21 protein-coding genes and 1 tRNA gene are annotated in these 19,714 nt (G+C 65.3%); 18 read left to right on the top strand and 4 right to left on the bottom strand.

Going from position 1 to position 19,714, the window contains the following annotated elements; genetic code table 11:
• Positions 1-144: 144 nt before the first annotated feature.
• The 3 genes from T8S45_RS02960 to aroA are packed head-to-tail and all read right to left on the bottom strand — an operon-like array spanning position 145 to position 2,359.
• Positions 145-777, bottom strand: coding sequence for a (d)CMP kinase (locus tag T8S45_RS02960; protein WP_322294617.1), 633 nt, complete (start codon positions 775-777; stop codon positions 145-147).
• The gene (locus T8S45_RS02965) at positions 774-1,052 is read right to left on the bottom strand and encodes a CBU_0592 family membrane protein (RefSeq protein WP_322294618.1); all 279 of its coding nucleotides are present in this window, start codon (positions 1,050-1,052) and stop codon (positions 774-776) included. Before T8S45_RS02965 ends, T8S45_RS02960 begins: the two co-directional genes overlap by 4 nt.
• The gene (aroA, locus tag T8S45_RS02970; RefSeq protein ID WP_322294619.1) at positions 1,049-2,359 is read right to left on the bottom strand and encodes a 3-phosphoshikimate 1-carboxyvinyltransferase; all 1,311 of its coding nucleotides are present in this window, start codon (positions 2,357-2,359) and stop codon (positions 1,049-1,051) included. The genes T8S45_RS02965 and aroA overlap by 4 nt, the downstream gene beginning before the upstream one ends.
• Positions 2,360-2,504: 145 nt before the next feature.
• On the opposite strand from aroA, the gene T8S45_RS02975 reads away from it, so the two are divergent.
• The 6 genes from T8S45_RS02975 to T8S45_RS03000 all read left to right on the top strand — a co-directional run bounded on the left by T8S45_RS02975 (position 2,505) and on the right by T8S45_RS03000 (position 6,440).
• Entirely contained in the window at positions 2,505-2,831 is a 327-nt protein-coding gene (locus tag T8S45_RS02975) for a TIGR02300 family protein (protein ID WP_188641556.1), read from the top strand.
• Between the two features lie 101 nt (positions 2,832-2,932).
• Positions 2,933-3,008, top strand: a tRNA-Ala gene (locus tag T8S45_RS02980).
• A gap of 142 nt (positions 3,009-3,150) precedes the next feature.
• A complete protein-coding gene (ffh, locus tag T8S45_RS02985; RefSeq protein ID WP_322294620.1) occupies positions 3,151-4,638 on the top strand; it encodes a signal recognition particle protein in 1,488 nt (495 codons plus the stop codon).
• A gap of 33 nt (positions 4,639-4,671) precedes the next feature.
• Complete coding sequence (gene rpsP, locus T8S45_RS02990) at positions 4,672-5,199, top strand: 30S ribosomal protein S16 (protein WP_322294621.1); 528 nt, start codon at positions 4,672-4,674, stop codon at positions 5,197-5,199.
• 6 nt (positions 5,200-5,205) lie between these two features.
• Positions 5,206-5,694 (top strand): ribosome maturation factor RimM, encoded by a 489-nt coding sequence (gene rimM / locus T8S45_RS02995; protein ID WP_322294622.1) that lies wholly within the window; start codon positions 5,206-5,208, stop codon positions 5,692-5,694.
• 32 nt (positions 5,695-5,726) lie between these two features.
• Complete coding sequence (locus T8S45_RS03000) at positions 5,727-6,440, top strand: DUF5818 domain-containing protein (RefSeq protein WP_322294623.1); 714 nt, start codon at positions 5,727-5,729, stop codon at positions 6,438-6,440.
• A 4-nt stretch (positions 6,441-6,444) separates the two neighbouring features.
• On the opposite strand, the gene T8S45_RS03005 is transcribed toward T8S45_RS03000, so the two are convergent.
• On the bottom strand, positions 6,445-7,353 hold the full coding sequence (locus T8S45_RS03005) for an NAD(P)/FAD-dependent oxidoreductase (RefSeq protein WP_322295182.1): 909 nt from the start codon (positions 7,351-7,353) through the stop codon (positions 6,445-6,447).
• 55 nt (positions 7,354-7,408) lie between these two features.
• Between T8S45_RS03005 and trmD the strand changes: the two genes are divergently transcribed.
• The 12 genes from trmD (at position 7,409) to rimK (ending at position 19,541) form a co-directional block, all read left to right on the top strand.
• On the top strand, positions 7,409-8,149 hold the full coding sequence (trmD, locus tag T8S45_RS03010) for a tRNA (guanosine(37)-N1)-methyltransferase TrmD (protein WP_322294624.1): 741 nt from the start codon (positions 7,409-7,411) through the stop codon (positions 8,147-8,149).
• Positions 8,150-8,151: 2 nt separating this feature from the next.
• The gene (gene rplS / locus T8S45_RS03015) at positions 8,152-8,529 is read left to right on the top strand and encodes a 50S ribosomal protein L19 (RefSeq protein ID WP_188641563.1); all 378 of its coding nucleotides are present in this window, start codon (positions 8,152-8,154) and stop codon (positions 8,527-8,529) included.
• Positions 8,530-8,721: 192 nt separating this feature from the next.
• The gene (locus T8S45_RS03020) at positions 8,722-10,953 is read left to right on the top strand and encodes a S9 family peptidase (protein WP_322294625.1); all 2,232 of its coding nucleotides are present in this window, start codon (positions 8,722-8,724) and stop codon (positions 10,951-10,953) included.
• Positions 10,950-12,134 (top strand): APC family permease, encoded by a 1,185-nt coding sequence (locus tag T8S45_RS03025; RefSeq protein ID WP_322294626.1) that lies wholly within the window; start codon positions 10,950-10,952, stop codon positions 12,132-12,134. Before T8S45_RS03020 ends, T8S45_RS03025 begins: the two co-directional genes overlap by 4 nt.
• An 87-nt stretch (positions 12,135-12,221) precedes the next feature.
• Positions 12,222-13,247: an aspartate-semialdehyde dehydrogenase gene (locus T8S45_RS03030; RefSeq protein WP_322294627.1), complete on the top strand. Its 1,026-nt coding sequence runs from the start codon at positions 12,222-12,224 to the stop codon at positions 13,245-13,247.
• A 5-nt stretch (positions 13,248-13,252) separates the two neighbouring features.
• Positions 13,253-13,849, top strand: a complete 597-nt coding sequence (locus T8S45_RS03035; protein WP_322294628.1) for an aspartate-semialdehyde dehydrogenase — start codon at positions 13,253-13,255, stop codon at positions 13,847-13,849.
• A 1-nt stretch (position 13,850) separates the two neighbouring features.
• Complete coding sequence (locus T8S45_RS03040; protein ID WP_322294629.1) at positions 13,851-14,513, top strand: 2-hydroxychromene-2-carboxylate isomerase; 663 nt, start codon at positions 13,851-13,853, stop codon at positions 14,511-14,513.
• Positions 14,510-15,253 (top strand): alpha/beta fold hydrolase, encoded by a 744-nt coding sequence (locus tag T8S45_RS03045; protein WP_322294630.1) that lies wholly within the window; start codon positions 14,510-14,512, stop codon positions 15,251-15,253. The genes T8S45_RS03040 and T8S45_RS03045 overlap by 4 nt, the downstream gene beginning before the upstream one ends.
• Before the next feature lie 58 nt (positions 15,254-15,311).
• The gene (locus T8S45_RS03050) at positions 15,312-17,177 is read left to right on the top strand and encodes a M2 family metallopeptidase (protein WP_322294631.1); all 1,866 of its coding nucleotides are present in this window, start codon (positions 15,312-15,314) and stop codon (positions 17,175-17,177) included.
• A complete protein-coding gene (locus T8S45_RS03055; RefSeq protein ID WP_322294632.1) occupies positions 17,171-18,178 on the top strand; it encodes a YncE family protein in 1,008 nt (335 codons plus the stop codon). The genes T8S45_RS03050 and T8S45_RS03055 overlap by 7 nt, the downstream gene beginning before the upstream one ends.
• Positions 18,175-18,639, top strand: coding sequence for an ATP-dependent zinc protease family protein (locus T8S45_RS03060; RefSeq protein WP_322294633.1), 465 nt, complete (start codon positions 18,175-18,177; stop codon positions 18,637-18,639). Before T8S45_RS03055 ends, T8S45_RS03060 begins: the two co-directional genes overlap by 4 nt.
• Positions 18,636-19,541: a 30S ribosomal protein S6--L-glutamate ligase gene (rimK, locus tag T8S45_RS03065; RefSeq protein WP_188641571.1), complete on the top strand. Its 906-nt coding sequence runs from the start codon at positions 18,636-18,638 to the stop codon at positions 19,539-19,541. Before T8S45_RS03060 ends, rimK begins: the two co-directional genes overlap by 4 nt.
• The last annotated feature ends 173 nt before the right edge of the window (positions 19,542-19,714 follow it).

Consider the following 19,714-nt stretch of genomic DNA (forward strand, 5'->3'; position numbering starts at 1 on the left):
GGCTCTGCGCCCTTCAGTCAACCCAGCCGTGCTTGGGATAGCCTGCCGCCGAACGGTTCCACACCGTCGGACCGGCGCGCGCCTAGGCGAAAAACGCGCGTAAGGCAAGGGTGATTCGTGCCGGGGGAACGGCGGAGGGAGGGGTCAGTTTTCGCCTTTCAGCGCCCGCTCGACCGCACGGATCGCAGCCGCAATCGCCTCTTCCTTCTTCATCAGCGTGGTGTCGAGGACATAGGCATCGGGCGCCGGCTTGAGCGGCGAATCCTCGCGCTCCTGGTCGCGCTTGTCGCGCGCCTCGATCTGCTCGGTGATCTCCTCGAGCGTCGTGTCGACGCCGTTCTCCTGCATTTCGCGAAAGCGGCGCGAGGCGCGCGCGGCGGCGCTGGCGGTGACGAACAGCTTGGCGTCGGCCTCTTCGGGCACGATCACCGTCCCGATGTCGCGCCCGTCGAGCACCGCGCCGCCATCCTGCAGTGCGAAGGCGCGCTGGCGCTCGAACAGCGCCTGGCGCACGCCGGGGTGGATCGAGACGCGGCTCGCCAATCCGCCGGTTTCCTCGCTGCGAAGTTCTGGATCCTCGAGCAGCTTGTCGTGGAAACCGCAGGCGCAGAGCGCCTCGACCGGGCTGTCGGGATCGAAATCGGAAATAAGCGCCTGACGCCCGACCGCGCGGTAAAGCAGGCCGGTGTCGAGATGCGGGAGCCCGTAATGTTCGGCGAGGGCGCGGGCGATGGTGCCCTTGCCCGAGGCAGTCGGTCCGTCGACGGCGATGATCATGCGCCTGCCTCCTGTCGTGCTGCCGACCGTTCACGCAGCGCGACGATGATGCCGTAGGTGGCGATCATCATCCACACGATTTCGAGCACGAGCGTCGGCAGGTTGAAGTTGACCAGCAGCGACACGGTCAGCAGCGCCGCCCCGAGCAGGTTGACGAGATTGTAGACGAGCTTGTCCATCCGCTTCGCGCGATTGGCGTAGGCGAAAGCGGCGACGATGCAGAAGCTGCCGGCAAAGCCGATCAGGTTCGCGGTCTGGGACGAAATGGGAATCATGCGCGAGTGCGCTCCAGCGTATCGATGAAGGTCGGAAAGCTGGTGCCGATAGGCGAAGCGTCGTCGATCGTCACCCCCCGCGTGCTGGCGAGGCCGGCCACCGCCATGCTCATCGCGATGCGGTGATCGAGACGAGTGGGGACGGGACCGCCTCCGGCCAGCGGCGCGCCGCCGGTGCCGTGAATGGTCAGGCCGTCGGAGTGTTCTTCCACCTGCGCGCCGATCGCGCCCAGTGCGGCGGCCATGGCGGCCAGGCGATCGCTTTCCTTCACCCGCAATTCGCCGAGGCCGGTCGTGCGAGTCGTCCCTTCCGCCAGTGCGGCGGCGACAAAGAGGATCGGGAATTCGTCGATCATCGAGGGTGCGAGGGCCGGATCGATGTCGAGTCCGGCAAGCGTCGATTGCCGCACCCGCAGGTCGGCGACCGGCTCACCACCCGCCTCGCGCTCGGCGGCGATCTCGATCGCACCGCCCATCTCGCGCAATATAGCGAGCAGCCCGGCGCGGCTCGGGTTCATCCCGACGTTGCGAATGGTCAGGTCGCTGCCTTCCACGAGCAGCGCGGCGACGATGAAGAACGCGGCCGAGGATGGGTCGCCGGGGACCGTGACGCGCTGGCCGCGCAGATCGGCCTCGCCGTGCAGGCGGATGGCGTTCGCCCCGTTCTCTTCGCCGCAATCGATTTCCGCGCCGAAGGCACGCAACATGCGTTCGGTATGGTCGCGGGTCGGCTCGGGCTCGACCACGGTGGTCGTGCCCGCCGTATTGAGCGCGGCGAGCAGCACCGCGCTCTTCACCTGCGCGCTGGCGACGGGGAGGCGGTAGGCAATCGGGATTGCGCGCTTTGAGCCCGTGACCGTCATCGGCAGGCAGCCATCGCGCGACCGGAACTCCGCGCCCATGCGGGAGAGCGGCTCGATCACGCGCCCCATCGGGCGGCGCGACAGGCTGGCATCGCCGGTCAGCGTGACTGCTATGTCCTGGCTCGCGACCAGTCCGGACAGAAGCCGGGCGCTGGTCCCGCTATTGCCCATGTCGAGCGGCGCGCGCGGCGACATCAGCCCGCCCGTGCCGAGGCCCTGGACCACCCAGTCTGCGCCGTCGCGTTCGATGGCGACGCCCATTGCGCGCAGCGCGGCGGCGGTGGCGCGCACGTCATCGCTCTCGAGCAGGCCGGAAATCCGCGTCTCGCCCAGCGCGCTGGCGCCGAGCATCAGCGCGCGGTGGCTGATCGACTTGTCGCCCGGCACCGCGATCGTGCCGCGCAGCGGGCCGCCGGGCGTAAAGGTGCGGGAAGGGCCGTTCATGAGAAGCCGCGCTTTGACAGCGACCGCACCCTATGGCAAGGCGCGCCGCCAATGCGAAAGGGCTTGATTCCATCCCGCCCCGCCGCCACCTGCATCACTGAATTTTCTCCCGCGATTTTCGCGGGGCAAGCGTTTGAGGAAGACCATGGCCAAACCGGAATGGGGCACCAAGCGGACCTGCCCGAAATGCGGCACCCGCTTCTACGACCTGGGCGAAGAGCACCCCGTCACCTGCATCGAATGCGGGAACGAGTGGGACCCCGAGCCCGTGCTGAAGCCCAAGCAGCCGATCCCCTTCGAGGACGAGAAGAAGGAAAAGGACAGCGACTCCGATTCGGATCTGGCCGATGACGATCTGGACGATATCGACGAGGACGACGATTCGCCCGACAACGAAGTCGACCTCGGTGGTGACGACGACCTTGGCGTGACCAAGGGCAAGGGCGACGACGACAAGGAAGACGACAGCTAATTCGTTTTCTGATAAGGGTTGCCAAACCCGGGGCGCGGTCATAAAGGGCGCGTCCTCGCCACCATCCGGGTCTCTCCGGCAGGCGGCGAAAATGAATGATTGGGGCCTTAGCTCAGCTGGGAGAGCGCAACACTGGCAGTGTTGAGGTCAGCGGTTCGATCCCGCTAGGCTCCACCATTCATCCGTCCTGACCAATATTCGGGACGAACGGTTTTACATCTAGTCGGGGCATGCGCCTCGCACGCTGGCCGACGAGGTTTCGTCCGCCGGCGTTTTTCGCGTTTGGCGGGTTTTCCGCTGAAAAGGAGTACGGCAAAGCGTGTTCGACAACCTGTCCGATCGCCTCGGTGCCACGTTCGACAAGCTGCGGGGGCGCGGTGCGCTCAAGGAGCAGGACGTGCGCGATGCGATGCGCGAGGTGCGGATCGCGCTGCTCGAAGCCGACGTCGCGCTGCCGGTCGTCCGCCGCTTCATCGATGCCGTCACCGAAAAGGCCATCGGCCAGGACGTGCTGCGCGCGGTTTCGCCCGGCCAGCAGGTCATCAAGATCGTCAATGACGAGCTTGTGCGCACGCTGGGCGGCGATCCCGACGAAGAGGAAGGCGCGCCCGCGCCCGAGGAATCGCGCCTCAAGCTCGAGGTCAAGCCGCCCGCCGTCGTGATGATGGTCGGCCTGCAGGGCTCGGGCAAGACCACCAGCACCGCCAAGATCGCGCGCTATATCCGCGAAAAGCACGGCAAGAAGGCGATGATGGCGTCGCTCGACGTCGCGCGCCCGGCGGCGCAGGAACAGCTCGCGGTGCTTGGCCAGCAGGCCGATATCGCCACGCTGCCGATCGTCCCGGGCCAGCAGCCGGTCGACATCGCCAGGCGCGCGCTCGAATCGGCGCGGCTGCAGAATTTCGACGTGCTGATGCTCGACACAGCGGGCCGCCTGCATGTCGACGATGCGCTGATGGCCGAGATGAAGGCGGTCGCCGGCGCGGCCGATCCGGCCGAAGTCTTGCTGGTGGTCGACTCGCTCACCGGCCAGGACGCGGTCAACGTCGCCAAGAGCTTCACCGACGAGGTCCCGCTGACCGGCGTGGTCCTCACTCGGATGGACGGCGATGCGCGCGGTGGTGCGGCGCTCTCGATGCGCGCCGTAACGGGCAAGCCGATCAAGTTCGCCGGTACCGGCGAGAAGCTCGATGCGCTCGAAGCGTTTCATCCGAAGCGCGTCGCGGGCCGCATCCTCGGCATGGGCGACGTCGTCAGCCTGGTCGAGAAGGCTGCCGCGACGGTCGATGCCGAAGACGCCGAACGCCTCGCCAAGCGCATGTCGAAGGGCGAGTTCGACTTGAACGACCTTCGGACCCAGCTGAAGCAGATGCAGAACATGGGCGGGCTCGGCATGCTCGCGGGCATGCTGCCCGGGATGAAGAAGGCCAAGGCCGCGATGGCCGCCTCGAACATGGACGACAAGGTGCTGCTCCACATGGACGCGATCATCGGCTCGATGACCGCGAAGGAACGCGCCAAGCCGGGCCTGATGAACGCCAAGCGCAAGAAGCGCGTCGCCGCCGGTTCGGGCACCCAGGTGCAGGACGTCAACAAACTCCTGAAGATGCACCAGGAGATGTCCAAGGCGATGAAGCAGATCAGGAAGATGGGCGGCCTCGGTGGCCTCGGGAAGCTGTTCGGCGGCGGCGGGATGCCCGGCATGGGCGGCGGTGGCGGGGGCGCCCCTTCGCTCCCCGGTCTCGGCGGCTCAGGGGGCGGCGACATTCCTCCCGAAATCCAGGACATGATGAACAAGAAAAAGTGATTTCAAGAGTTTAGGACTGAAAGGTAATATCAAATGGCAGTTGCAATCCGTCTTTCGCGTGGTGGCGCCAAGAAGCGTCCCTACTACCGCATCGTCGTCGCCGACGCGCGCAGCCCGCGCGACGGCAAGTATCTCGAGCAGATCGGCGTGTACAACCCGCTGCTCGCCAAGGACGACGAAAAGCGCGTCCAGCTGAACGAAGACCGCGCCCGTTACTGGGTCGGCGTCGGCGCGCAGCCGAGCGATCGCGTCTCCCGTTTCCTCGATGCCGCCGGCATCGTCGAGCGTGAAGCGCGCAACAACCCGCAGAAGGCCGAGCCGGGCGAGAAGGCCAAGGAACGCGCCGAAGAGAAGGCCGCGAAGGAAGCCGAAGCCAAGGAAGCCGAAGAAGCGGCCAAGGCCGAAGCCGAAGCGCCGAAGGAAGAAGAAGCCAAGGCCGAAGACGCTCCCGCCGAGGAAGCGGCTGCGGAAGAAGCTCCGGCCGAGGAAGCCAAGGAAGAAGCTCCGGCCGAAGAAGAGAAGAAGGACGAAGCCGCCGACGAAGAGAAGTCGGAAGGCTAAGCCTTTATGTCGGACAAGCCCGTCACCCTCGCCGCCATCACCGGCGCGCACGGCGTGGCGGGCGAAGTCCGGCTCAAGCTGTTCGGAGAAGGGTGGGAGCAATTGCGCGTCCACCCCTCTTTCAATGACGGCGCGCTGAAGCTCGCCAAGGTCCGTTCGGACAACAAGGGCGGCGCGATTGCCCGTTTTGAGGGCGTTTCGAACCGCAATGAGGCCGAGGCGCTGCGCGGCACCGCGCTCACCGTTCCGCGCGGCGCGCTGCCCCCGCTCGAAGAGGGCGAATACTACCACGCCGACCTGATCGGGCTCCCGGTAGTCACCGAGCAAGGCGAGGCGATCGGCACCGTCGCCGACGTGATGAATTACGGTGCGACCGACCTCGTCGAGATCGAGCGCGCAAACGGCAAGAAGTTCATGGTTCCGCTGACCGAACAGGCCGTGCCCGAGTGGAATGACGAGCGCCTGGTGGTCAACGCGGCCTTCGCCGAAGACTAGGAACGGTCGCGCTCACGACGCTTTGAATCGGTATGACCGATACGAAGACGCTCCTCTCCGCCATCCTCTTCGCGCCGCTCCTGTCGCTCGGCGCATGCCAACAATCGACCGAACCGCCGGGCGATCCCTCCAGCGACGATCCAGCAGCGACGCGCCCCTCGGGGAGCCCTTCGCTGCTGACCGTCGAAGGCCGCATCGAAAGCGGCGTCGAATGCCGCGTACTGCACACACCCGATGGCAAGCGCTACGCCTTCAACGGCGGGGATGAATTCGCCTCCGGTGATTACGTCCGCATTACCGGCGAGCTGGCCGATGCGAGCTTCTGTCAAGAGGGCGAGGGCACGCTCGTGATGGATTCGATCGAGAGCGCGGATGCTCCTGCGCGCGATCGCGATCCGGCCCGCGCCGGCGGCGTCGCGCTGACCGAAGACTATGTCATGGGCAGCTGGACCGCGAAGGGTGTCGATGCGAACTGCGCAAAGCCCGATTTCCAGATCAGCCGCAGCCCCGGCGCGCTGGTGCTCGAATCGAGCGTCAACGGCGTACCGACCGACAGCATGGTCGTGCTGGGGGACTATCCGCGCCTCGTGCTCGACGATCCGCTGCCCGACCTTCCGCTGGAGAGTCGCGGACCCGATGGTATGGCGATCCTTCGCCCCGCTACCGATGCCGCCTACGATCCGGTCTCGATCGGCGGACACCGAATCGTCGGCGACGGCGTTGTGTTCGTCAAATGCGGAAATTGAGGGCCTAGCGCCGCAACGGTTCGTCCTCGGCCAGGTGATTGCGGATCGTCGTCGCGGCGACGCCTGCCTGGCCCATCGCATGGCTGATCTGGTCGAGCCCGATCACCACGTCGCCCGCCGCGAACAGGCCGGGGACGCTGGTTTCGAGATGGTCGTCGGTCGCGACGCAGCCTTCGTCGCTGAGCTCGGCCCCCGCCTGCGCGGCGAGTTCGGAGCGGATATCCGAGCCGAGCGCGGGATAGACGCTGGCGAATTTCATCCGCCCCTCGGCGGTGTCGAAGGCGAGGCAATCGCCCTCGATCGCGAAGTTGGCGACCGGTCCGTCGACGGCGTCGATCCCGGCGGCGCGGAGCCGGCGGTCGCAGCTATCCGAGAAATCGTGCCTGGGCAGCGGCGAGACCAAAGTGACGTCCCTGGTGTAGGTGCGCACGAACTCCGCCTCGGCGCAGCCGTGCGCGCCGGTTCCGATCACGCCGACGCGCTTGTCAGTGACCTCGTAGCCGTCGCAGACCGGGCAATAGCGCAGCAGCCCTCGCGCCAGCGCCTCGTCGTGGAGGTCGTCCTCCATCCCCTCGGGGCGGCGGTTGACCACCCCGGTGGCGAGCAGGACCGAGCGCGCGCGATAGGTCGCACCCTCGGTGCCGACGGTGAAGCCGTCCTCGGTTCGCTGGAGGTGGATCACGCGCTTCTGCTCACGATGCGCACCGTATTTCTCGGCCTGTTCGAGCATGCGGGCGAGTAGTTCCTTGCCGTTGATGCCGTCGGGAAAGCCTGCATGGTTGTGGCTGGTCGGGATCCACGCCGCGCGGCTCCCACCGTCGTCGAACAGCCGGATATCGAGGTGATAGCGCGCGAGATAGATCGCCGCAGTCAGCCCGGCGGGCCCCGCGCCCACGATGATGCAATCGTCCATGAGGGGGCAACGCACGGGATGGATATGCGCTCCCCGAGAGGCTAGGCGTCCGGCCATGACCTTCGCCGCCACCATCATTACGCTCTATCCCGAGATGTTTCCCGGGCCGCTTCGGCTGTCGCTCGCGGGGCGGGCGCTCGAGGAGCAGAAATGGTCGCTCGACACCGTGCAGCTGCGCGATTTCGCGGAGGACAAGCACCGCACGGTCGACGATACGCCGGCCGGGGGCGGGGCAGGCATGGTGCTCAAACCCGACGTGCTCGGCGCGGCGATCGATCATGCGCGCAGGCTGTCGCCCGAGGCGCCGGTGCTGGCGATGACCCCGCGCGGCAAGCCGATCTCGCAGTCGCGCATTCGCGAGCTGGCGGCGGGGCCGGGGGTTACGCTGCTGTGCGGCCGGTTCGAGGGGTTCGACGAGCGCATCTTCGAAGGCCGCGACGTCGAGGAAGTCTCGCTCGGCGACATCGTGCTGTCGGGCGGAGAACCCGCGGCGCTGGCGATACTCGACGCTTGCATTCGCCTGCTTCCCGGCGTAATGGGCGCCCCCGATAGCGGGGTCGAGGAATCGTTCGAGAACGGCCTCCTCGAATATCCGCAATTCACCCGACCTCAGGAATGGGAAGGGCGCACGATCCCTGAAGTGCTGCGATCGGGGGATCATGCGAAGATCGCGGCGTGGCGCAAGGCACGCAGCGAGGAAGACACACGGTTACGCAGGCCGGACCTTTGGGAGCGTCATACGGACGCTCGGGACCAGTCTGCCTCTGGCGCGCGGCACGAAACGAAGGACGATTAGGCATGAACCTGATCCAGACACTCGAAGCCGAGGCGATCGAAAACCTCGGTAAGGACATTCCCGAATTCCGCGCGGGCGACACCGTCCGCGTCGGCGTGCGCGTCAAGGAAGGCGAGCGCGAGCGTATCCAGAACTTCGAAGGCGTGTGCATCGCGCGTTCGAACCGCGGCATGGGTTCGAACTTCACCGTGCGCAAGATGAGCTTCGGCGAGGGCGTCGAGCGCGTCTTCCCGCTCTATTCGCCGAACGTCGACACCGTCACCGTGATCCGTCGCGGCGCCGTGCGTCGCGCGAAGCTGTATTACCTGCGCGGCCGCACCGGCAAGAGCGCGCGTATCGCCGAACGCCGCGACACGCGCCCGGCGAAGGACGCCAAGTAAGCTTTCAGGCTTTCGAGCCGACGAATAAATGAGGGGCGCTTCCGGCAAGGGAGCGCCCCTTTTGCATTCCGGCCCCGATTTCGTCATTGCGAGCGTAGCGAAGCAATCCAGGGCGCCGACTCGCTTCTTCACTGGATTGCCGTGGCGACTGCGTCGCCTCGCAATGACGAGTTTGGGAGAGAATGACACACCATGCGACTGTTTCTTGCCGCCCTGATGCTAAGCGCTTCGACCGTTCCTGCCGCCGCGCAGGAGGCTTCGATGACTGAGCCCGCCGAAGCCAAGCAGTTGACGTTCGAACGCGTCTTCGCCTCGCCGTCGCTCGACGGATCGAGCCCGCGCGGGGTGAAGATTTCGCCCGACGGCCGTTATCTCACCCTGCTACGTAACCGCGAGAACGATCGCGATCGCTACGATCTGTGGGCGTTCGACCGCGAGGCGCGCGAATGGACGATGCTGGTCGATAGCGAGACGGTAGGATCGGGCCGCGAACTGTCCGAGGACGAGAAGATGCAGCGCGAACGCGCGCGCGTCGGTAATTTGAAGGGCATCATCACCTATCAATGGGCGCCCGACGGCGAGGGACTGCTCGTCCCGCTCGATGGCGATCTCTACCTCGCGCGGCTCGATGGCAGCGTCACGCGGCTGACCGATACCGAGGAAAGCGAACTCAACCCGACGCTCAGCGAAGAAGGCGGTTTCGTTTCCTTCGTGCGCGATCGGCAGTTGTGGGTCGGCGCGGTGGGCGAAGCCGCACAGCCGGTAACACCGAAGGAAGGCGAGGATATTCGCTGGGGCGAGGCCGAATTCGTCGCGCAGGAGGAAATGGGCAGGCTGACCGGCTTCTGGTGGAGCCCCGACGACCGCCGCATCGCGGTCCAGCGCTTCGACGAAAGCGGGGTCGGGATCGTGACCCGCGCCGCGATCGGTGCGACCGGGACCAAGGTTTTCGACCAGCGCTATCCGGTCGCGGGCAGCGCCAATGCCGTGGTCGAACTTTTCGTCATGGATCCCGACGGCAGCGACCGGGTGAAGGTCGATCTGGGCGAAGAAGCCGATATCTACCTCGCGCGTGTCGACTGGGCGCCCGATGGCAGCGCGCTTTACGTCCAGCGGCAGGATCGCGGGCAGACCAGGATCGACATGCTCAAGGTCGATCCCGCCACCGGTGACAGCGAAGTGTTGTTCACCGAACGGGCGCGCGACGGATATTGGGTCGAGATCAGCGACAACTACCGGTTCCTTAAGGACGGTTCGCTGATCTGGTGGTCCGAGCGCGATGGGTGGGGGCATTTCTACCGGTTCGCGGACGGCGAATGGACCCAGCTGACCGACGGTGACTGGCAGGTGATGGACCTGGTCGGCATCGACGAGGCGCGCGGACGCATCACCTTTCGCGCGAACAAGGACGATGTGCTTGCCCCGCAGATCTATGCGATCGACAACTGGTCGGGCGAACCGCAGCTGCTGACCGACCCTGACTACGTCAACGGCGCCTCAATGGACCGCAAGGGCCAGACGCTGCTGGTTTCGCGTTCGAACGATACGCAGCCCACGCAGAGCTACATCGCCGATGCCGAGGGCAATCGCCTCGCCTGGATCGAGGAGAACCGCGTCGAAGGGGACCACCCGTACGCGCCCTATCTCGCGAGCCACGCGCTGGCGCGTTACGGCACGATTCCCGCCGTCGACGGTAGCGAACTCTATTACGAGATGGTCACGCCCGAGCTCGAAGAAGGCAAGAAATACCCGGTCTTCTTCTACCATTATGGCGGTCCGACCAGCCAGGTCGTCGACAAGGGCTGGGGTGGCGCGCTGCGGCAGGCAGTGGTCGACAAGGGCTATATCTGGTTCGCGCTCGACAATCGCGGCACCCCCAATCGGGGGGTCGATTTCCTCAGCCAGATCTACCGCGCGATGGGGACGATCGAAGTCGAGGACCAGGCGACCGGGGCCCAGTGGCTCAAGACGCTGGATTTCGTCGATCCCGACAAGATCGCGACCTATGGCTGGTCGTATGGCGGCTATATGTCGATCCTGATGCTGCAAGCTGATCCGGGCCTGTATGCCGCCGCGATCGCGGGTGCCCCGGTGACCAAGTGGGAGCTTTACGACACCCACTACACCGAGCGCTACATGGGCACCCCGCAGGACGATGCCGAAGCCTATGAGATCGGCAATGCGATCGTGAACGCCGACAAGATCGAGGACCCGCTACTGCTGGTGCACGGCATGGCCGACGACAACGTGGTATTCGAAAACGCCACCGAGCTGATCGCCGCGATGCAGGAGGCCAACGTCCCGTTCGATATGATGCTCTATCCCGGCTACACCCACCGCGTGGCCGGCGAGAATATCTCGCCGCACCTGTGGAACACCTATTTCCGTTTCCTCGAGCAGAACGGGGTGACCGCACCCGAGTGACGAAGCGCGGCGGCAAACTGGGCTTCAATGCCGCCTGGTCGATGGCGGTCGGGGGCATGATCGGCGGCGGCATCTTCGCCACTTTGGGCGTGGTCATCGCCGTCGCGGGCAAGCTCGCCTGGTTGAGCTTCGTGATCGGTGGCCTGATCGCGCTGGCGACCGGATACAGCTATGCGCGGCTGACGCAGGATTTCGACTGCGCCGGGGGCGCCTTCGCCTTCCTACGCCGCGTCGGGGCCGAACGGGCCGCGCGCGTCACGGTCTGGGCGCTGATGCTCGGCTATACGCTGACCGTATCGGTCTATGCCTTCACCTTCGGGGCCTATCTCGCGCATGCCGTCGGCGGGCCTTCGTGGCTACCGCAGGTGGCGGCTCTCTTGGCGATCTTCGTGCTGGCCGGAGTCAACCTGAAGGGGGTCGGCGAAAGTGCGACCGTCGAGATCGTCGCCGTTTGGGGCAAGCTGGCGATCCTGTTCGGGCTGGCGTTCATCGGCCTCCCCCGCTGGGCACCGGAACGGATGGCGGCGGCGGACAGCAGCGGCAGCGGGATCAGCGGGGCTATCGTCGGCGCTGCGACCGTGTTCATGGCCTATGAAGGCTTCCAGCTGCTGGCCTACGATTACGACGACATGGAAGACGGCAAGGCCTTGATCGGCAAGGCCATGCTGTGGGCGATCGTTGCCACGATCTCGGTCTACGTGCTCGTCACCTTGGGCACTGCCATGCTGGTCGGGGCCGATGCGATCATTGCGAAGAAGGAAGTCGCCCTGGCGGATGCGGGTCGTGCTGCGGCCGGAACCGCTGGCTTGATCGCGGTCACGATCGCCGCGGTGTTCTCGACTGCCTCGGCGATCAACGCGACGATTTTCTCCACCGCGCGCCTCGGGAAGGAAGCCGAGGCCGAAGGTGAGCTCCCCGCGATCTTCGGCAAGACCGACAGTGAGGGCGTGCCCTGGGCGGGTGTATTGATCGTCGCGGTCGTGGCGGCGGTGCTCGCGGTCTTCGGTGGTCTCAGCCAGCTCGTGCAAGGCGCGAGCTTCGTGTTCCTCGCGGTCTTCGCCGTCGTCAACGTCGTTGCGGTGCGGCATGGCGTGGCCCATCCGGCGATCGCCTATACCGGCGCCCTCGGCGCTGTCGCGGCCATCCTGCTGCTTGCGCTGCATCTGGCGGGAATCATCTGACCGCAGGGTCGGTCAAGCGAATGTGCGCTTGCGGGTGGGCAGGTAATCGCTATCTCGGCGGCACACTCTCACAGTGGAGACATGGATTTGGGTTACAGGGTAGTCGTCGTCGGTGCGACCGGGAATGTCGGGCGCGAAGTGATGCAGGTGCTCGCCGAGCGCGAGTTCCCGTGCGACGAGGTCGCTGCGGTCGCATCCTCACGCTCGCAGGGGAGCGAGGTCGAATTCGGCGACACCGGCAAGATGCTCAAATGCAAGAATATCGAGCACTTCGATTTCACCGGCTGGGACATCGCGTTGTTCGCGGCCGGGTCCGACGTATCCAAGACCTATGCGCCCAAAGCCGCGAAGGCGGGATGCGTGGTGATCGACAATTCTTCGCTCTACCGGATGGACCCGGACGTTCCGCTGATCGTGCCGGAGGTAAATCCGGACGCGATTTCAGAATATTCCAAGCGCAACATCATCGCCAACCCGAACTGTTCGACCGCGCAGATGGTCGTCGCATTGAAGCCTCTGCACGATGCCGCCACGATCAAGCGCGTGGTCGTCTCGACCTACCAATCGGTCTCGGGCGCCGGGAAGGCCGGGATGGACGAACTGTTCGAGCAGAGCCGCGCGATCTTCGTCGGCGACAGCCCCGAGCCGGCAAAGTTTCAGAAGCAGATCGCCTTCAACGTCATCCCCCAGATCGACGTCTTCCTCGATGACGGATCGACCAAGGAAGAATGGAAGATGGTCGTCGAAACAAAGAAGATTTTGAGCGCGAAGATCAAGGTCCAGGCGACCTGCGTGCGCGTGCCGGTGTTCGTGGGCCACTCCGAAAGCATCGCGATCGAATTCGAGGACGAGATGTCGGCGGAGCAGGCCCAGGATATCCTGCGCGAGGCGCCCGGCATCATGCTTGTCGACAAGCGCGAAGACGCCGGATACGTCACCCCGGTCGAATGCGTCGGCGACAGTGCGACCTTCATCAGCCGTGTGCGCGACGATCCCACGGTCGAGAATGGCATCGCGCTGTGGTGCGTCTCGGACAACCTCCGCAAGGGCGCGGCGCTCAATGCGGTCCAGATCGCGGAACTGCTCGGGCGGGAGTGCCTGAAGAAGGGATGATCGCGATGCGGGCGCTACCGGTTCTTGCTGTCCTTTTGCTGGCCGCCTGCGGCGAGCCCGCCTCCGACGAGAGCACATCCGACCAGTCGCAGGTAGAGCTGCCTTCCGAAGCGATCGCCGAGCCCGAGCCTCTCCAGGAAGGCGAAACGGTCGTGTTCGATGCGCGACCGATCGCGGCGCTCGACGGCGAGGGGCTGCGGATGGTCATTCCGTCGGGCGCGACCCGGCTGATCGCCTTCGGCAGCGGGCGGCAGGTGGTCGAGAACGCGCTCGGCCGATCGCTCGGCAAGGGCGGTACGCGCAGCAGCAATCGCGAGTGCGGTGCCGGCCCGATGGAATTCTCGACGATCGACGGGCTGACGCTCAATTTCCAGGACGGGAAGTTCGTCGGCTGGAACATCGACGGCACGCTCGGCCTGACGACGATCGACGGCATGGGCGTCGGAAGCAACCGCGCGGTGCTTGAGCAGTCGCGCACGCTGGCGATGCAGGAAAGCACGCTCGGCATGGAGTTTCGCAGCGGCGGGATCGGCGGATTCCTCGACGAGCAGGGCGACACGGTCACGATGCTCTACGCCGGCACGCAGTGCTTCTTCCGCTGACATGACCGGCGCCAACCCGATCCTGCCCGCCGATCTCTTTTTCAGCTTTCGTTCGCCCTACAGCTATCTCGCGATCGGGCGCTATCGTGCATTGGCGGAAAGCCATACGGTCGATATCGCGCTGCGCCCGGTCTACCCGCTCGCGATCCGCAAGCCTGATTTCTTCGAACATAGCAATCCGGCCTGGCTCGGCTACCTGCTGCGCGATGTGCCGCGCCTTGCCGAATATCACGGCATCCCCTTCGGCATCCCGCGGCCGGATCCGATCGTGCAGGACCTCCACACGCGCAAGATTGCCGACAAGCAGCCCTATATCCACCGCATCACTCGGCTGGGCCAGGCCGCTGCGCGGCGCGGCCACGGCCTCGCCTTCGCGCATGAAGCCGCCGGACTGATCTGGGGCGGCGCGGCGAACTGGCACGAGGGCGATCATCTCGCACAGGCTGCGTCGGCCGCGGGTCTAGACTTTACCGACCTCGAAGCCGAAGCGCGAGACGACGCGGATGCCCTCGACATTGAGATCGCCGCCAACCAGCAGGCGCTCGAAGATGCTGGGCACTGGGGCGTCCCGACGCTGGTGTTCGACGGCGAGCCGTTCTTCGGACAAGACCGTATCGACATTGCCAGGTGGCGCATGGAGCAGAAGGGATTGCAGGCACGATGAGCGAACGGATCGCCAGTTTCGACGGGCAGGAGATCGCCGTTCATCGCATGGGCGAGGGACGCCCGGTGTTGCTCCTACACGGCCTCTTTTCGAGCGCCGAGATGAACTGGATCAAGTACGGCCATGCGGCAAAGCTCGCCGAGGCCGGGTTCGAATGCATCATGCCCGATCTGCGTGCGCACGGCGAAAGCGCCAAGCCGCACACGGCCTCGGCCTATCCGCACGACGTGCTGGTGAGCGACACCGCAGCGCTGGTGCAGGCGCTCGATCTGGTCGACTACGATCTGGTCGGTTTCTCTCTCGGTGCGCGAACGGCGGCTCGGGCAGTGCTGTCCGGCTTGACCCCGCGCAGGCTGGTGCTCGCGGGAATGGGGCTCGAAGGGCTCGCCGGATGGGACAAACGTGCCGCCTTCTTCATCGACGCGATCGATCGCTACCACGAAGTCGAACGCGGCGATCCGGCCTATTTCGCCAAGAATTTCATGAAGACGATGAAGACCGACCGGGTGGCCGCGCGCCACCTGCTGCAAAGCGTGGGGGACACCGCACCCGAAGCACTCGAAGCGATCTCGATGCCCACCGCGATCGTATGCGGCGACGAGGATCGGGACAACGGTTCGCCCGAACGCCTCGCCGAGGCGATCCCCGATGCCGAGCACGTCGAGGTGCCGGGCACGCATATGTCGTGCGTGGTGAAGCCCGAGCTTGGACAGGCGATCGCCGATTTCCTATCCGCTTGATTTGGCGCGGCGCGAAGTCCAGACTTCGCGCAACGCAAAATCGAGAGGATGCCGTTTCATGAAATTCCGTACCGCCGCCGCCATCGCGCCGCTCGCGCTGGGGCTTGCCGCCTGTAGTACCGCCAATGCCGAAGCCCCTGCCAGCGCGCCGGTGGCCGCGCAGGATGAGGCGCGCGAGTACCCGCTGACGCCCGAAGGCGCGGCGAAGTGGGTCGCGATGGTCGAGGCGGACCTGTTCGACCATTCGGTGGAGGCCGCGCGGATCGACTGGATCAACGCGACCTACATCACCCACGACACCAACGAACTGGCCGCCAAGATCGGTGCGGTGAGCACCGAGAAGACCGTGCGCTACGCCCTCGAAGCGGCGAAATATGCCGAAGTGGCCGGACTCGCGCCCGACGTCGCTCGCAAGCTCGATATCCTGCGTACCTCGGTGAACCTGCCGGCGCCCACCACCCCGGGTGCGGCGGAACGGGCGGCGCAGCTCGCCGTCAGCCTCAACTCGCAATACGGCGCGGGCAAGGGCACGCTCAACGGCGAACCGATCAGCGGCTCGGACATCGAGGCCGAAATGGGCAATCTCGATCGCACACCCGCTGAATATGCCGAAATGTGGGCCAGCTGGCACACCAATGTCGGCGCGCCGATGAAGGATGAATATCGCGAACTGGTCGGGATCTCGAATGCCGGCGCGCAGGAACTCGGCTTCAGCGACGTCGGCGCTATGTGGCGCTCGGGCTATGACATGACACCCGAGGAATTCGCCGCCGAGACCGAGCGGATGTGGCAGGAAGTGAAGCCGCTCTATGAAAGCCTGCACACCTATGTCCGCTGGAAACTGAACGAGCACTATGGCGATGCGATCCAGCCCAAGACCGGGCCGATCCGTGCCGACCTGCTCGGCAATATGTGGGCGCAGGAATGGGGCAATATCTACCCGCTGGTCGCGCCCGAGGGATCGGGAGATCTGGGCTACGACCTGACCGAACTGATTGCAGAGAAGGGCCTCGACGAACGCGGGATGGTGAAGGTGGGTGAGGACTTCTTCTCCTCGCTCGGCTTCGACCCGCTGCCCGGGACCTTCTGGGAGCGCAGCCAGTTCACCAAGCCCGAAGACCGCGAGGTCGTGTGCCATGCTTCGGCCTGGGACCTCGACAACAAGGACGACATCCGCATCAAGATGTGCATCAAGCGCAATGCGGACGACTTCATCACCATCCACCACGAGCTCGGCCACAATTATTACCAGCGCGCCTACAAGGACCAGTCCTACCTTTACCTGTCCGGCGCGAACGACGGGTTTCACGAGGCGATCGGCGACATGATCGCGCTTTCGATCACGCCCGAATACCTCGTCCAGATCGGGATGCTCGATCGTGACCAGGTGCCCAGTGCCGACAAGGATATCGGCCTGCTGCTGCGTCAGGCGATGGACAAGGTCGCGTTCCTGCCGTTCGGCCTGCTGGTCGATCGCTGGCGCTGGGGCGTGTTCGACGGCTCGATCACGCCGGCCGAATACAATTCGGCGTGGCACGGTCTGAAGCGCGAATACCAAGGCATCACCCCGCCGGTCGATCGCCCCGCCGATGCCTTCGATCCGGGTGCGAAGTACCACATCCCGGGCAACGTCTCCTACACCCGCTACTTCCTCGCACGGTTGCTGCAGTTCCAGTTCTACAAGGCCGCCTGCGACCAGGCGGGCTGGGACGGGCCGCTCCATCGCTGCTCGTTCTACGGCAACGAGGAAGTGGGCGAGAAATTGAACGCCATGCTCGAACTCGGCGGATCGAAGCCTTGGGCAGACGCGCTCGAGGAGTTCACCGGCGAACGCCAGATGAGCGGCAAGGCGATGATGGAGTATTTCGCCCCGCTCAAGGCATGGCTCGACGAGCAGAACGAAGGCAAGCCGACCGGATGGTGAGGTCGCTCCTGCCGCTCGCCGTGCTCGCCCTCTTGGGCTGCGCGCCCATCGCCGGGGAAGAGACGCGCGCGTCCGGCGCCTCGGATGTAGGCGGCGCGCTGTTCGTCGCGGGCAAGTTCGGCAACACGCTCGCGCGGATCGACCTTGCCTCCGGCGAGGAGACCGCGCGAGTGGCCAGCTGTGTCAACCCGCACGAGCTCGCGACCTCGCCGGACGAGCGGTATGTCGCGCTCGCCTGCTATGGCGGGCGCACGGTCGATATCTTCCGCACTTCCGATCTCGGCAAGGTGAAGAGCATCGAACTGGGCGAGGGCGCGCGTCCGCACGGGATCGTCTGGCACGCCAATGGCGATCTCTATGCGACCGCCGAGGGCCGCCAGTCGATCTATTGGATCAAGGACCCGCTGGGAGCGGCGGAGACGTTCGAATATGCCAGCGGCCAGCGCGGCACGCACATGCTCGCCGTCGCGCCCGATGGGCGCCATGCCTGGACCACCGACCTGGGTTCGAAGACGGTCACGCGAATCGATTTGCGTACGCGCCGCGCGCCCCTGTCGGTCGAGGTCGGCGAGGAGCCGGAAGGCATCGCGCTGTCGAGGGACGGAGCGACGCTCTACGTCTCGGCGCGCGGTTCGAACGAGGCCTATGCGATCGACCCGCAGACGCTCGAAGTGCGCAAGACCATCCCGACCGGACGGTTCGCGCTCCGCATCGTCACCCGGCCGCAGGGCGACTACGCGGTGACTTCGAACCTGATGGACGGATCGCTGACCGTAATCGACCTCGACACTTTCGAACCGGTCCGCACCATCCCGGTGTCGAGCCCGGCCGAGGCCGAGGCGCGCACGCAGGTCACCGTGCTGTGGTCGCCCGACGGGGAGCGCGTCTATGCCGCCGAAACGATGAGCAACACGATCGCCGAGATCGATTTCGCCAGCGGCGACGTGCTGCGCCGGCTTCCGGGCGAGGGCGGTGGCGATGGGATCGCGATCGTCGAATGAGCAAACGCCGCAAGGAGCTGCCCGTGGTGGGCTGGCGCGAGCTGGTGCACCTGCCCGAACTCGGCCTGCACGAGGTTCCCGCCAAGATCGACACCGGCGCGCGAACTTCCTCGCTCCACGGCCAAGTGGTCGAGGAATTCGAACGGAACGGAGAAAAATACGTTCGTTTCAGCGTCGAATTTCCCGAGCAAAAAGTGCGCCAGATTTGCGAGGCGGTGCATGTCGACATTCGCGGCATCACCAGTTCGAACGGCGAGAAACAGCGGCGCTACGTGATCAAGTCGCCGTTACGGATCGGCGATCTCGAATTCCGGGCAGAGATCAGCCTCGCCGATCGCTCGGACATGAAATTTCCGATGCTGATCGGGCGATCCTCCTTGCGTCGGCGCTTCGTCGTCGACAGTGGGCATTCCTGGTTGCAGACAGACGGCCGCGAAGCGGTGAAAGGGCATAAACCATGAAGATTGCGATGCTTGCCCGGAATCCCAAGCTCTATTCGCACCAACGCCTCGTCGAGGCGGCGGAAGCGCGTGGACATTCGCTCGATATCCTCAATACGACCCGCTGCACGGTGCACATCGCGAGCCATCGACCCGAGGTCTATTACAACGGCGAGCCGTGCATCGGCTATGATGCGATCATCCCGCGCATCGGCGCGTCGGTGACCAATTACGGCCTCGCGATCCTGCGCCAGTTCGAGATGCGCGGCTGCTGGCCGCTCAATGAAAGCGTCGCGATCGGGCGTAGCCGCGACAAGCTGCGCAGCATGCAGATCCTCGCCAAATACGGACTCGGCCTGCCGCTTACCGCCTATGCCAACGATCCCAAGCAGGCCGAGGAGATCATCAAGGCGGTCAAGGGGCCGCCGGTGGTGATCAAGCTGCTCGAAGGCACGCAGGGCATCGGCGTGGTGCTTGCGGAGACGATGTCGTCGGCCAAGTCTGTGATCGAGGCGTTCCGCGGCGCCAACGTCAATATCCTCGTGCAGGAATTCATCAAGGAAGCGGGCGGCACCGATATCCGCGCGCTGGTGATCGGCGGGAAGGTCGTTGCCGCGATGAAGCGCACGGGCGCACCCGACGACTTCCGCTCCAACCTCCACCGCGGCGGCAGCGCGCAACTGATCAAGATCACGCCCGAGGAACGCAGCACCGCAGTCCGCGCGGCGAAACGCATGGGCCTCAACGTTTGCGGCGTGGACATGCTGCGCAGCAACCATGGCCCGGTGATCATGGAGGTGAATTCCTCGCCGGGCCTCGAAGGGATCGAGAACGCCACCGGCAAGGACGTGGCGGGCATGATCATCGACTATATCGAGAAGAACGCGAAGATCGGGAAGACGAAGACGAAGGGGCAGGGCTGACCTCGTACCACTCGCTCAGGATGTCGACCGGGCTGGTTTCCCTCTCGATTACAAATGGTTCGCCCTAAGGAACCGAACAATTGGGTTCGACAACCGTAAATCCCGATGCTAACTCCAATTTCCGGGGGAACTTCATGAATTGGTCGCGCTGTCCCTCATAGAACGATCAACAG

Origin of the sequence: Pseudoblastomonas marina, from assembly GCF_034374265.1 — a bacterium.
Classification (GTDB): domain Bacteria; phylum Pseudomonadota; class Alphaproteobacteria; order Sphingomonadales; family Sphingomonadaceae; genus Alteriqipengyuania_A; species Alteriqipengyuania_A marina.